Genomic DNA, 12,826 nt, shown 5'->3' on the forward strand with positions numbered 1-12,826 from the left:
TCAGGGCATTTTTCATTGTTCGCGTGTCGGATCGTGGTTGCCTTCACTATCGGCAATCGTATCCGAACTGCCGTAATCTTCAACTTGTGAAAAGGCGTCCGTCTTTTGACCGGGTTCATCTGTTCCGTCCAGTTCTTTGCGACGAGCCGTCTCGTTCGGGTTCAATACGCCTTCTTCGACCGGTCGATCGAGTTCATGTTCGTGCTCTTCTTCTTCCTGTGCACGAGCGTGTTCGATACATAACGTGGCTTCCGGGATGACTTCTAGCCGGTCGAGTTCAATGTCTTTCCCGCACACTTCACATTGACCATACGTACCGTTCTGGATGGCGAGTAGTGCTTTATCGACATCGCTTAAAAACTCTTCGTCGAGCTCGTTGAGCGCTTGGTCGCGTTCTCGTAAAAAGAGTTCTTCACCGGAATCGGCCGGGTGATTATCGTAATGAGAGAGCTCGCCTTCATCATACGTCTCTTCTCGGTTATCCATGTAACCTTCTGTTCTTGCTTTCTCTTTCAACAGACGTTTTTTAAACGTTTCGATTTGTTCTGCAGTCAACATATTGATTCACTCTCCAGTTCTCAAGTCATTAATATAAGGTTTCCCATTTTATTTGCGCACAAACCTTTTGACGTGGAATCCATCATGTCGAGAGGGGAAAAGGGTATGATGACAATAGAGCATATGGATTTTAGTGAGGAGGAACGAATCATGCGAAAAGTCGAAGTGGTCGCATATCATCCGGAGTGGAAGCACCGATTTGAAGAAGAGGCAGGGAAGTTGAGCCGATTGTTTGAAGGAGAGCTCGTTGCGATTCATCATATCGGGAGCACCTCGGTCGAAGGACTCGCGGCGAAGCCAATCATCGATATGATGCCTGTCGTACGGGATATCGAACGAGTTGATGCGTATACGGAACGGATGGAAGCGCTCGGGTATCGAGGGCTCGGTGAATACGGTATTCCAAAGCGTCGCTATTTTCGAAAAGGCGAAGAGGAGCGGACAGTTCACGTACATGTGTTTGAAGAAGGGAATCCAGATGTCTTGAGACACCTCGCCTTCCGGGATTACTTGCGTACATTCCCTGAAGTGCGCGATGCGTATGGAGAGTTGAAGTTGCAGCTCGCAGCGCAACATCCGGAAGATATGGAAGGCTACATCCAAGGAAAACATGAGTGGATCATCGAAACGGAACGACTGGCGACGAAGTGGTATAAAGAAAATCATGGCGTGTGAAACCTTTTTGTGGGAATCGTCGTATAATACATCAAACCTTGAAGGGGGAGATCTCATATGAAATGGTTTCTTGGAAAATGCGTGGAATACTCCTTGGCTGCACTCGTATTCGTCGGGTTATTCTTCGTCCTCCGGATGATCGCTGGGGATACAGATAAAGGGTATATGTTGACGGTACTCGGTTCATTTTTTCTTGTGTTGCCGATTTCGCTTCTTATGGGTTACTTCTTGGCCCGTCCGCTTCAACGTCGCCTAGAAGGGAAAGGGACTTCGACTTCGAAAGAGCATACGTTGCATGGGACTGAAAAACCACATGGTGTGATAGAAGATCGGAATCACACAGGATTTAACGGTTGATGGACAGCGTGTTCGTCTCAACAACAGATGCCCGACTCATCGCTCGATTAAATCGTTCCATTCATGAGCATCACGTCCGCATGAATTCAGATTACTTTGCAGAGTATGAGGAAGAGAAGATGTATGAAGCCTTTCTAACGCTGGTAGGGAGACCGAATCATCATTTCATGGTGATGGAAGTAGAAGCAACCCCTGTCGGCTACATATGGTTCGAGGAGAAAGTGAGTGAGGCGACCGCGTTTCGCCAAGTAGTTCGAACGGTATATGTACATCACATCAGCATCGATACGATGTATCAGCGCAAAGGATACGGACGACGCATGATGCAGTGGATTGAGCAATGGGCACGTGATCACCAATTTAAGTCGATTGAGTTGGACTATTGGATGATCAACAGCGAAGCGGCCTCTTTTTATGACGAGATCGGATTCGTTCCGAAGCGTCAAATTGTCATGAAAGCATTGGGGGAATGAGCAAATGGAATGGATCACAATTGGATTAGGAATTCTCGGAGTACTTTCATTAGGTTGGTTCTTTTATAGTTACTGGCTCGGATATAAAGGGGGAAATATCGTCATGACCCTCGATGAGCATTACACGAAGTTAGAAGAATACGTGCCTGCGATTTTGGCGAAGCTATATGAAGACGGCAAGGCTGCCCACTACCTTGGGGACCGCAAGTTCGAAGTCGAAGGTAAACGTTACGTCCTCGTGGAGCGTACTGTACCAATCGGTCACGTTCCGACACAACAAACCGTACTACAACCGGAAAAATGAACGAAAGGGAGCTCTCGCAAATTGAGATGCTCCCTTTGTTTATTTGACGGCTGGAGGGCCGAAGCCGCCGCTGTGATAGTCGCGGAAGGCTTGGCGAATCTCTTCTTCGGTGCTCATGACAAAAGGACCGTGCGCGATATACTCTTCCCGAATCGGCTTTCCCGAATAGATGAGGACGCGTGTGCGGCTTGTCGCTTGGAGGTGAAGGCTACTCATCGCATCGGACGTTTCATCAAACGTCAGTGTCGCCACATCCGTCTTATCGAGCGGGGTACTGGACGTCCCGACTTCAACAGATCCTGCTAGGACATACAGGAAGCTGTTATGGTTCGCGGGAAGGACATGTTCGTACGCACTCCCTTTTTTCAACCATATTTCGGTCATCGTGATTGGAACGAGACTCTCCATCGGTCCTTTCACACCAGCGATTTCGCCAGAGTAGACACGAAGCTGCCCACCATCAATCAGAACAACCGGCGCGTCTTCGACATACACATTTTGATAAGAGGTCGTCGTCGTTTTTAGTGACTTCGGCAAATTCAACCACAATTGAAGGGTATGGATAAGGTCATCATCGACGGCTTCCTCAGCGTGGCGAGCCGCCCATCCGGCATTCATATATTGGACATCACCAGCATCTAAAATTGAATGTCCTCCATGATTGTCAATGTGTTCGAGACGCCCGTCGATGACGTATGTGATCGTCTGGAACCCACGATGTGGATGATCGGAAAACGTTCCTCGTTTGAACCAGTCTTCGGCCATCAAAATGAAGGGGTCGAACGCTTCTTTTTGTTCAGGGGGTAATACCCAACCTTGTTGAACGTGCGGATATCCGTTTTGGCGATAATTGACGCGCCAATGCTTGTCGACATCTCTAACAAATGAATTAGTCATCACATTTCACTCCTTTCTCTTTTTATTTTCCCAAAAAACGTTTTCGTTAGGGTCTAATTTGCCTCATGGATATGCAAAAAAGACAGATGCGCTTGGCATCTGCCGAATCAACTATTGTCTTTGAACAGGTTATGCCACTTGATGGCGTCCTCACGTAACAGTTTAAAGTGGGCCCCTGTCTCTGCATTCGTTACATAGACGTCGTTACCGTCATAACTCACGTCAAACGTTTGGGCACATACACCTTGAAACAGTGTCAAATAAGGAACGGGTGCAGGTGTTCCTGCGTGAGATGTCGCATTCGCCTGTTCAATCGCACGGAAGAGAAAGTCTACTTCTTCTGTTCCGACATGCTGTAAAAACGAGGCGTCTTTTGACTCTGTACCGAGAAGCGCTAACTCATGAAACAGGGCATGGCGTTCACCGCTTAACGTTTCATGAATCTGTTTATTTAATTCCTCTCCATCCATTAATTCTGGTTGATGATACGTGATGGAGACGAGCTGACGGTGCGCCGTTCCGTTTTTCATGTACGTAAAACTATACAGTGGATAGCTGTGTCCGGGTATAAGAACAGATGGCAATTGAGATGCTGCCTTCGCACCGAATACCTGTGACATATGACCATCTTTCGGTCGTAAGACCGTTTGATAATCGTTTTGATCTGAACTGGTGTAAATCGCATATTGTAACGTATCATCCGATTGCTCTGTCCCGAGACCTACTGACAGATAAGGATGACGTGATGCATCAATCGGAATCATCAGACGCTCTTCTCCTTCTGACGATGTCAATGTCAGTTCAAATTCTCCGTTAAACGGCATCGTGATATGGAAGAGGGTATGTTCGATTCCGGTTCGTTCTGGATAGGGCTCATTACCTATCGGCTTTTTCATCTCTTCAGCAAAGTGTTCATATTCATGCGGTTCGGCAGAGCGAATCTTTGCGATATCTGGATAAGAGTCTGCTGTATATTGGACATCATGTAAGCTTTCAGGAAGATTGTTTGTTTTGGTGACATACGTAATCGAGTCTAGCTGACATTGTACGTACGATTCATTATTGACTGTAAACAATGTGGCCGTCGGGAACGCGGATGATGTGGCGACATCTGTTAATGGCTGTGTCAGCGTGACCGTTCCAAGCCAATGTCTCTCGCCGCTCGGGATTGTCGAAACTGCATTGTCTGGTTGACACAATTCGATGATCAATGCGCGATCGGATTCTGGCATTTCGATTTGTTGTCCATTCGGTAACAAGGCACGTCCTTGATAATATTCTGGGGCAGGTTGGAGTCGGAGTGCGCGTTCTTCCTCGCATCCGAATAAGAAAAATAGGATGACGAGGGTACTGAAAATCAGGTACTTTTTCACATCGGTACTCTCCTTCGATGAATCACTTTCACCATTCTAGCACCATTTTTTTGTGACTTTAGTCTTAGGAAAATTAATGTGTTATTTTAAAAAAAAATTAAAAAACCCGTCCAACTTGAACTGGACGGGGGATAAAACCATTTATGTTTTATTTTTACTTTTAACCTTTTTTTGCCGTGTCGATTTTTGACGAAAAAACGTTGATTTAAAGCAGATTCGAAAAATAGCAATTTTTCGTCTAAATCATCAGATTAGAATCCAATGGGATTTATTTGATGAAGTTCCCTTCAATCAACATCTCGACCGCGTGCTGCCTTCAAAATTTCAAACCATTCTTCACGCGTGAGATCGATTTGAAGTGCGTCGACACCTGTTTGAACGCGCTCGATTTTTCCTGATCCGATGATTGGCATGATGTTCGCAGGGTGTTTGATGAGCCATGCATACACAATCGAGTCGATTCCGCTCGCATTGTGACGTGCACGAATCTCCTCGAGCTTTTCACGAAGAGGTGCATACTGTTCGTCTTTGAAAAGTTGCCCTCCTGCGAGTGGGCTCCAAGCCATGAGTGGCATCCGTTTTTCGTGACAAAGATCAACCGCTCCATCTTCAAAGTGTTTCAATTGCATCGGAGAGAGCTCGAGTTGGTTCGTCACGAGTTGGAACGGGAGACGTGATTGAAGCAAGTTTTGTGTGGCCGGCACGTGGTTGGATACACCGAACTCACGTACTTTCCCACTATCACGTAACGTAATGAAGGCCTCGGCGACTTCATCCGGGTTCATGAGTGGGTCTGGGCGGTGAATCAATAATGTATCAATGTGATCGATGGCGAGTTCTTTTAGTGAACGCTCCGCTTGCGCGATGATATGTTCTTTTGTCGTGTCATAATAGTTGAGCGTTTGACCCGGATTGAATGATCCTGTCAATTTGATACCCGTTTTTGTGACAATCTCCATTTGGTCACGGAGTTCAGGTTTTAGTTTTAACGCTTCCCCAAATAATCCTTCACATGTATAACCGCCATAAATATCTGCATGGTCAAACGTCGTGATACCGAGTTCGAGACATTGTTCGATGAACGTGAGACGTTCCTGTGGGGTCATATCCCAATCAGCGAGTCGCCACATTCCATGGATGACGCGTGAGAATGATAATTCTTCTGTTAAAGCGATGCGTTGCATAATAACTCCTCCTTGGTTGTCAGTCGCTTTTCATTATACGTCTTCAAAGAAAGCGAGTCACTTGCCACCTCTCGAGCAGTTTTAACGTCAAATGAGCTTGTATACGCTATGATGATAAAGAAGAGAAACAGGAAAGAGGCGTGACAGATGAGTGACTATAAACCATATGCGGACGTCACCTTCGAACGGGTGGGTGACTCGTTTCAGGTAATGGCGATGCACCCCGAGCTTCAGTTACACGGGATTGGACGCAGTGCGGCCGTGTTTCGTTTAAAAGAAAGGGACCGCGTCATTAAAGTGTTCTTTCCGGGATACGAACAAATCGCAATCGAAGAGGCAGCCATCTATGAAAAGCTAAAAGGGCTTCCTTATTTTCCGACTTGTTATGAAGCGGGTGACTCTTATTTAGTCATGGATTACATCGAAGGGAAGACGCTGTTTGAGTGTCTGACAGAGGGCATCTGGATTGACCCGTCTTATATCGAAATCGTGGACGAAGCACTTCGTCAAGCACGGTTGTTAGGATTGACCCCATCGGACGTCCATTTGCGAAACATTATTTTGACCCCGAACGGACAGATTTTCTTGATTGATTTGGCACGCTTTAGACAAGGACAACAAATCGACCATCAATGGGAAGACTTGAAGCGAATGTATCGTCTCTATCGTTATCGTTTCATGCCGAAACAGTATAATGAGGCCTTACTTAATCGAATCGCTTATTTGTACCGTAAACTCGTGAACGATCCGGATGTTTGATCTGGGTCGTTTTTCTTTTGTCGATTAGGGAACATGAGTAACGTGTCCAAATCCAAAGGAGAAGTGAAAGGGGAATGACGAATGGCTCATCGAATCTATGCGAATGAACTCGAAACACTCCACGAATGCGTGGAGACATGTAATTATTGCTTGGAATCCTGTCTAGAGGAAAAAGATGTACAGATGATGGTCGATTGTATCCGGCTCGACCGTGAATGTGCCGCGGCCTGTGCGTTTCTCGCCGAGGCAATGACGCGTGACTCGGCATTTGTCCCAGAACTTGCTCGAGCGTGTGCGGTCATCTGCAAAGCCTGTGCACAAGAGTGTGGGAAACATAAACACGCGCATTGTCAGGAATGTGCACGCGTCTGTGCAGAATGCGCCTCGATGTGTGACCGCCTAGCAGCATAATCTGAGTGATCGGTCGATGGGACCGGTCACTTTTTTCGTGTCTTTTGAAGAGGGGATTCGTATAATGAAAAAAACGAGAAGTAGGTGTTGGTATGATTCGCAACTGTCGGCGAGACGATCTTCAAATGATTTTACATATTTATAATGACGCAATCGTGAACAGCACGGCTGTCTATCATTATGAACCGGTAACGCTCGAGAACAGAGTCGCCTGGTATGAAGAGAAGAAAGAACAAGACTATCCGATCATCGTGTGGGTTGAGGATGATGTCGTCATGGGATTTGCGACGTTTGGGCCATTCCGCCCGTGGCCTGCATACCACTACACGGTCGAGCATTCCGTGTACGTACACCCTGGCTATCGCGGGAAAGGAATTGGCAACAAATTATTAAAGGAAATCATCCGTATCGCAGAAGCGAGAGGGATGAAGACTGTGATTGGTGGAATTGATGCGTCGAACGTGACGAGCATCCGTGCCCATGAAAAAGTTGGATTCGTACATTCAGGAACGATTCGAAATGCCGGGTATAAATTCGGGAAATGGCTCGATTTATCGTTTTATCAACTCGATTTAGAAGGTCCTGCGTCACCTACGGAAGGATGAACCGTCTAGAAAGGGTGCCACTCCATACGATATACTGAAACGAGTGAATCGAATGGAGGAAAATGTATGAACGAGTACCCGAATTGCCCAAAATGCCAATCGTCTTATGTATATGAGGACGGTTCCCTGCTCGTCTGCCCGGAGTGCGCCTATGAGTGGTCACCGAGCGAGGCAGCCGAAGCGGAAGCCGCATCTCAAATCAAAGACGTGAACGGAAATCCACTTCAAGATGGAGATACTGTCACTGTCATCAAGGATTTGAAAGTGAAAGGCACATCGCTTGTCGTCAAACAAGGAACGAAAGTAAAAGGGATTCGACTTGTGGACGGTGACCATGATATCGACTGTAAAATCGACGGTCTAGGTGCGATGAAACTGAAGTCAGAGTTCGTGAAGAAAATCTAACATAACGTCAGACTGTCGACGAATTGGGGCGTGAAATGCGCCTTGGTTCGTCTTTTTTGTAAACTTTTGTTTATCGTAATGATGTATGTAATCAAGGTAAGGATGTAAATGAACTCTTAGAATGATTGGAATGGTAAAAAATAGTATGTGCTTTATGTAGATATGAGATGATGATGAAGACATTCTAAATCGAAAAAGAGGAGGAAGACATTTCGTGGGACAACGATTTGTATTGAAGTCAAAACAGCATATGAGTGGTGGAATTATAAAAATTGTCGTGGATAGCTATACAGGCGTTCACTATTTGATGACTAGCGGCTTAGGATTGAGTGGAATGACGCCTCTCTTAGATGAACATGGAAAAGTCGTCATTGAGAAGCCGAAATCGACTTCGTGAAATCGTGGAGTATAGAATCCATACAAAAAACCAGGCCGATCAGCCTGGTTTTTTGTATGGACCGTATTATGAGAAGAATGGTTTATACTCGCGACGTTCGTGCATGACCGACACCCATTGGAGGGTCGTGAACTCTTCGAGTACCCATTCGCCGTTGAAACGTCCGAGACCAGAGTTTTTCTCGCCTCCGAATGGCATGTGCGGTTCATCGTTGACCGACTGGTCGTTGACGTGAATCATGCCGGTTTCGACTTTTCGTGCGAAATTGGTCGCACGGTCAACCGAACCGTGGACGGCACCGCTCAATCCATACGGCAATTCATTCGAGAGACGGAGTGCCTCTTCGTCATCTTTAAACGACAGGATGACCGCAACTGGACCGAAGATTTCATTTTTCGCGAGTGGCATGTCATTCGTGACGCCACTGAGGACGGTCGGTTCGAGAACGTTGCCGTCGGCTGTCCCCCCAGTATGGACGGTCGCACCTGCATCGACGGTTTTCTCGATTTGCTCTAAGATACGATCGATTTGATCGTGATCGATGAGCGGACCGACTTGCGTGTCTTTTTCGTTCGGGTCGCCTGCTTTTAATTGTTTAACGCGCTCGACGTAACGTTCCACGAATTCGTCATGAATCGATTCGGCGACGAGGATCCGGTTTGTCGACATACAAATTTGCCCTTGATGGTAGAACTTGCTGTATACCGCTGATTCGACGGCACGATCGAGGTCGGCATCGTCGAGTACGACAAACACGTTGTTCCCACCGAGTTCAAGAGCGGTCTTCTTCAAGAGGCGACCCGCTTTCTCTGCGATTCCTTGACCAACCTCGGTTGAACCTGTGAACGAGATGAGACGCGGAATCGGATGTTCAACGATGGCATCGCCGATTTCAGACCCTCGTCCGACGACGATATTAAGTACGCCTTTTGGAAGTCCTGCTTCTTCAAAGAGCGATGCGAACAGAAGACCACCTGTGACCGGTGTCGCTGTAGCTGGTTTGACGACGACCGCATTCCCGGTCGCGAGAGCCGTCACGATTGAACGAACAGCCAAATGGAACGGGAAATTCCAAGGACTGATGATTCCGATGACCCCGAGTGGTTTACGGTAAACCCGATTTTCTTTGTTCGGCACGACCGAAGGTTTGATGAGTCCGTCCATACGGAATGGGAATGTCGCAGCTTCTTTGATGATGGCCATTGATGCGGCAAATTCGCCTTCTGCCTTGATCCGTGTACTGCCAGACTCTTTCACGAGCCAATCGACGATGAGTTCCTTGTTGTCCATCGTCACCTGGGCAAACTTCTCGATCAATTCCCGTCGTGCTTGCGGAAGCATGTCAGCCCAGTCCGTCTGAGACGCTTTGGCTGCTTCATAAGCACGATTCAAATCATCTTCATCCGCTGATTGAATCGAGAACAGTGTTTCGTTCGAGAACGGATTGACGTTGTCGATCGACTTCTCACTTGATCCGTTTACCCACTCACCATTGATGTACATTTTCGTAAAATCTGTATGCATATAGAACACTCCTTTGTTTTTCTTCACCATAGGAAGTATTCACTTATTTTATAAAAATAAACATCTTAATCGGTCGAGTGATTAGGTTTGAAGCATGACGTTTGAGACGGATAAGGGAAGTGGGGAGGTCTGTTAGCAAGAGTAGAAACATACCATTACTAGAACTCAAGTGTAGATTCATCCGTCGCCACTCTTTTGAAGTTCCTGAATACTTCCTGTACAGTTAGACGAAGAGAGGGGTTAGAAAGAAATATGAAACGTTATGAAGCAATTTTATTTGATATTGACGACACGTTGCTAGACTTTAAACAAAGTGAGCACGTTGCGTTAGAACAATTACTCGCATCCTACAATGTCCGGATGACGGATGAAGTGAAGGCTCGGTATGTCGACATTAACAGTGGCCTGTGGCGCGCATTTGAGCGCGGCGAAGTAGACCGGGAGGAAGTACTCGTCGGTCGTCACACGAAACTGTTCGATTCGCTCGGACTCACGGTCGACGGTCCGCAAGTCGAACAGCAGTATCGGGACTACTTACATGCAGGCGTACACATGGTCGATGGCGCGTTAGAGATTGTCCAAACGCTGAGCGCGGACTATCCGCTCTATATCGTCACAAACGGTGTGACGGAGACGCAATTCAAACGGTTAGAGTCATCGGGACTATTGCCGTACTTCCAAGATGTCTTCGTATCGGATGCGACCGGCTCGCAAAAACCGATGAAGCCGTTCTTTGACTACGTCTTTGATCGAATCCCGAACGTAAAGCCAGAGAAGGGCTTAATCATTGGCGACTCAGTCACGGCAGACATCGCAGGTGGGCGGATGTACGGCCTAGATACATGTTGGTTCAATCCGAATGAAGTGGCCGCGACGATGGAGTCGACGTACGAGATTCGACATTTAAACGAGTTGAAATCACTTCTCTAAGTTCAAGCCGGATTTAGTGAATGAGACGGCAAACGATTCGGTAGTTGTGCGAGTACTTCTGGATAGAGCGTGACCTCTCGAAGACGGTCGAGTTTTTGCCAACGATAGATGAGGTGGTCTCCTTCAGGTCCATAAAAGTCTACTTCTTGGAGCGGGAGATCACCGTCTACATAAAAATAGAGACCGATTTCATGAAACGGCTGTTCGTTGTAGGTAAATAAATTCTCGTGGACGAAGGCGAACGTGGTATCGGTCACGCACATATCCAATTCTTCATGTAGCTCGCGTGCGAGGGCGGTTGCGGCTTCTTCACCGAGCGTCACGCGACCGCCAGGCAGTGCCCAAAAGTCATCCCGGATATTTCGGTGAATCAATACGTGTCCGTCTTTCACGAAAATACCGGCGACGCGGTAATTGAAGACGCCTTGTTCAGTCGGGAATACGAGGTCCATCTATATCACTTCCAATCTTTGTCATATGTTCTAGTATACCTGAAGGAGGGATATTATGTTTCAACCACATACGCAATATCGAGACGAAGATTTCCGCGACGTGACACTCCGTGACGAAGAGCTGTCACACGTCACGTTCGAGAACTGCCGCTTCACATACGTCGATGCGACGGAACTACAAACGGAACGCTGTCAGTTCATCAACTGTGATTTTACCGATTCGAAATGGAATGCGTCCCGTCATATCGGCAGCTCATTTTTGAACTGTCAGTTCCATGGTGCCAATTTGTTCACGAGTGAGTTTGAGCAATGTAAAATGACGGGGTCTTCCTTTGAGGAGAGCCAGTTTGAAGGCGTCCATGTCACAGAAGGGGACTGGTCATTCGTCAACCTTCGTCACGTGTCTCTTAAGAAAATGGATTGGTCCCACGTTCGTTTGGTTGAGGCGGACCTATACGGTGCTGATTTGACCGAGACGGTTTGGCATCAGGCGGACTTGTCACGAGCGACACTTCAACATGCGGTGTGCCGTGGTGCTGACTTCAGAGGAGCACTTGTCGACGGGGTTGATTTTTCAAACGTGACGTTACAACAAACAAAACTAGACGCGATGCAGGCAATCCAAGTCGCGCGCTCATTGGGGGCGATTATAGAATGAAACCGGAACAAATTATTGAACAGTTGATTGTGTTCGCAAAAGAACGTGAATACATCCGAACGGTCGTCTTGAACGGCTCGCTCGTCAATCCGAATGTACAAGCGGACGCGTATCAGGATGTCGATCTCACTTTTTACGTAGAAGATGTAAAAGCGGTTGCGACCGATCGCTCATGGATCGATATGTTTGGAGAAGTCTTGATCATGCAGACACCTGAAACGTCTGATCCCGAACGACATGTTTCATTTTTGGTGCAGTATGTAGACGGACATCGTATTGATTTGACGATTCGAAGCACCGAGCAACTTGAAGAGATGCTCGAAGCCGATTCGCTCAGTCAGATCGTGTTCGACCGAGATCATCACCCGAGTGTGACACCGTCAGACAACACATACCGTGTGACACGCCCGTCTGTTGACGAGTATGCGGCTTGTTGGAATGAGTTTTGGTGGGTATCACTCTATGTTGTCAAAGGAATCAAGCGACATCAGGTGTTATACGCGCTCGATCACCTCGACATCATGCGGAATATGCTCCGTCAGATGATGGAATGGAACATCGGCTATGCGACGAACTTTTCTGTGAATCTCGGGAAATCGGGTGACGGGATGCGAGAGCATTTACCGGAAGAGTTGTGGGAGATGCTCACGGCGACGTATGCCTCGGCTGAGCTGAGCGCGATTGAAGACACGCATGACCGCCTGCAATCACTCTTCTTCTTTTGCGCGCAGCGTGTCGCGGAACAAGGTGATTTCGTCTTCCAGGAAGAAGAAGCCAGACGCGTCCGTGCCGCATGTGCAACACTTCGACATTCGAACGATTAATGAGGCCGTGAGCCGGGAAACGCTCCTTATAGAGAAAGGA

18 protein-coding genes are annotated in these 12,826 nt (G+C 47.3%); 12 read left to right on the forward strand and 6 right to left on the reverse strand.

Annotation, left to right across the window (positions count from 1 at the left end; genetic code table 11):
• Positions 1 to 12: 12 nt before the first annotated feature.
• On the reverse strand, positions 13 to 558 hold the full coding sequence (locus ACQKD4_RS00260) for a TraR/DksA C4-type zinc finger protein (RefSeq protein WP_427372067.1): 546 nt from the start codon (positions 556 to 558) through the stop codon (positions 13 to 15).
• 150 nt (positions 559 to 708) lie between these two features.
• Between ACQKD4_RS00260 and ACQKD4_RS00265 the strand changes: the two genes are divergently transcribed.
• Genes ACQKD4_RS00265 through ACQKD4_RS00280 form a run of 4 tightly spaced genes read left to right on the forward strand, consistent with a single transcriptional unit; the run spans position 709 to position 2,367 of the window.
• Entirely contained in the window at positions 709 to 1,233 is a 525-nt protein-coding gene (locus tag ACQKD4_RS00265) for a GrpB family protein (RefSeq protein ID WP_214785121.1), read from the forward strand.
• Between the two features lie 57 nt (positions 1,234 to 1,290).
• Positions 1,291 to 1,590, forward strand: coding sequence for a hypothetical protein (locus ACQKD4_RS00270; protein WP_214785119.1), 300 nt, complete (start codon positions 1,291 to 1,293; stop codon positions 1,588 to 1,590).
• The gene (locus tag ACQKD4_RS00275) at positions 1,590 to 2,063 is read left to right on the forward strand and encodes a GNAT family N-acetyltransferase (protein ID WP_427372068.1); all 474 of its coding nucleotides are present in this window, start codon (positions 1,590 to 1,592) and stop codon (positions 2,061 to 2,063) included. Before ACQKD4_RS00270 ends, ACQKD4_RS00275 begins: the two co-directional genes overlap by 1 nt.
• Before the next feature lie 4 nt (positions 2,064 to 2,067).
• Positions 2,068 to 2,367: a hypothetical protein gene (locus ACQKD4_RS00280; RefSeq protein ID WP_214759938.1), complete on the forward strand. Its 300-nt coding sequence runs from the start codon at positions 2,068 to 2,070 to the stop codon at positions 2,365 to 2,367.
• 39 nt (positions 2,368 to 2,406) lie between these two features.
• On the opposite strand, the gene ACQKD4_RS00285 is transcribed toward ACQKD4_RS00280, so the two are convergent.
• The 3 genes from ACQKD4_RS00285 to ACQKD4_RS00295 all read right to left on the reverse strand — a co-directional run bounded on the left by ACQKD4_RS00285 (position 2,407) and on the right by ACQKD4_RS00295 (position 5,821).
• Complete coding sequence (locus tag ACQKD4_RS00285; protein WP_427372069.1) at positions 2,407 to 3,264, reverse strand: pirin family protein; 858 nt, start codon at positions 3,262 to 3,264, stop codon at positions 2,407 to 2,409.
• A 107-nt stretch (positions 3,265 to 3,371) separates the two neighbouring features.
• On the reverse strand, positions 3,372 to 4,637 hold the full coding sequence (locus tag ACQKD4_RS00290; RefSeq protein WP_427372070.1) for a hypothetical protein: 1,266 nt from the start codon (positions 4,635 to 4,637) through the stop codon (positions 3,372 to 3,374).
• 287 nt (positions 4,638 to 4,924) lie between these two features.
• Positions 4,925 to 5,821: an aldo/keto reductase gene (locus tag ACQKD4_RS00295; protein ID WP_427372071.1), complete on the reverse strand. Its 897-nt coding sequence runs from the start codon at positions 5,819 to 5,821 to the stop codon at positions 4,925 to 4,927.
• 147 nt (positions 5,822 to 5,968) lie between these two features.
• Here ACQKD4_RS00295 and ACQKD4_RS00300 point away from each other — a divergent pair, with 147 nt between their 5' ends.
• From ACQKD4_RS00300 to ACQKD4_RS00320, 5 genes are all read left to right on the forward strand, one after another.
• Positions 5,969 to 6,580: a protein kinase family protein gene (locus ACQKD4_RS00300; protein ID WP_427372072.1), complete on the forward strand. Its 612-nt coding sequence runs from the start codon at positions 5,969 to 5,971 to the stop codon at positions 6,578 to 6,580.
• Positions 6,581 to 6,661: 81 nt separating this feature from the next.
• Positions 6,662 to 6,991 carry a four-helix bundle copper-binding protein gene (locus ACQKD4_RS00305; RefSeq protein ID WP_214694993.1) on the forward strand — a complete coding sequence of 110 codons (330 nt, stop codon included), beginning with the start codon at positions 6,662 to 6,664 and terminating at the stop codon, positions 6,989 to 6,991.
• 92 nt (positions 6,992 to 7,083) lie between these two features.
• Positions 7,084 to 7,596: an N-acetyltransferase family protein gene (locus tag ACQKD4_RS00310; protein WP_427372073.1), complete on the forward strand. Its 513-nt coding sequence runs from the start codon at positions 7,084 to 7,086 to the stop codon at positions 7,594 to 7,596.
• A gap of 66 nt (positions 7,597 to 7,662) precedes the next feature.
• Complete coding sequence (locus ACQKD4_RS00315; RefSeq protein ID WP_427372074.1) at positions 7,663 to 8,001, forward strand: zinc ribbon domain-containing protein YjdM; 339 nt, start codon at positions 7,663 to 7,665, stop codon at positions 7,999 to 8,001.
• 214 nt (positions 8,002 to 8,215) lie between these two features.
• The gene (locus ACQKD4_RS00320; protein WP_074035494.1) at positions 8,216 to 8,398 is read left to right on the forward strand and encodes a DUF6440 family protein; all 183 of its coding nucleotides are present in this window, start codon (positions 8,216 to 8,218) and stop codon (positions 8,396 to 8,398) included.
• A 66-nt stretch (positions 8,399 to 8,464) separates the two neighbouring features.
• Here ACQKD4_RS00320 and ACQKD4_RS00325 read toward each other — a convergent pair whose 3' ends face one another.
• On the reverse strand, positions 8,465 to 9,922 hold the full coding sequence (locus ACQKD4_RS00325) for an aldehyde dehydrogenase family protein (RefSeq protein WP_427372075.1): 1,458 nt from the start codon (positions 9,920 to 9,922) through the stop codon (positions 8,465 to 8,467).
• Between the two features lie 252 nt (positions 9,923 to 10,174).
• Here ACQKD4_RS00325 and ACQKD4_RS00330 point away from each other — a divergent pair, with 252 nt between their 5' ends.
• Positions 10,175 to 10,852 (forward strand): YjjG family noncanonical pyrimidine nucleotidase, encoded by a 678-nt coding sequence (locus ACQKD4_RS00330; protein WP_214744921.1) that lies wholly within the window; start codon positions 10,175 to 10,177, stop codon positions 10,850 to 10,852.
• Positions 10,853 to 10,854: 2 nt separating this feature from the next.
• Here ACQKD4_RS00330 and ACQKD4_RS00335 read toward each other — a convergent pair whose 3' ends face one another.
• Positions 10,855 to 11,304, reverse strand: a complete 450-nt coding sequence (locus ACQKD4_RS00335; protein WP_427372076.1) for an NUDIX hydrolase — start codon at positions 11,302 to 11,304, stop codon at positions 10,855 to 10,857.
• Positions 11,305 to 11,359: 55 nt separating this feature from the next.
• On the opposite strand from ACQKD4_RS00335, the gene ACQKD4_RS00340 reads away from it, so the two are divergent.
• Together ACQKD4_RS00340 and ACQKD4_RS00345 are read left to right on the forward strand one after the other, a co-directional pair.
• Positions 11,360 to 11,962: a pentapeptide repeat-containing protein gene (locus ACQKD4_RS00340; RefSeq protein ID WP_214694974.1), complete on the forward strand. Its 603-nt coding sequence runs from the start codon at positions 11,360 to 11,362 to the stop codon at positions 11,960 to 11,962.
• A complete protein-coding gene (locus tag ACQKD4_RS00345) occupies positions 11,959 to 12,786 on the forward strand; it encodes an aminoglycoside 6-adenylyltransferase (protein WP_427372077.1) in 828 nt (275 codons plus the stop codon). The genes ACQKD4_RS00340 and ACQKD4_RS00345 overlap by 4 nt, the downstream gene beginning before the upstream one ends.
• Positions 12,787 to 12,826 lie beyond the last annotated feature (40 nt).

The sequence above is a fragment of the Exiguobacterium sp. NPDC077395 genome, from assembly GCF_050269125.1.
Taxonomy (GTDB): domain Bacteria; phylum Bacillota; class Bacilli; order Exiguobacteriales; family Exiguobacteriaceae; genus Exiguobacterium; species Exiguobacterium aestuarii_A.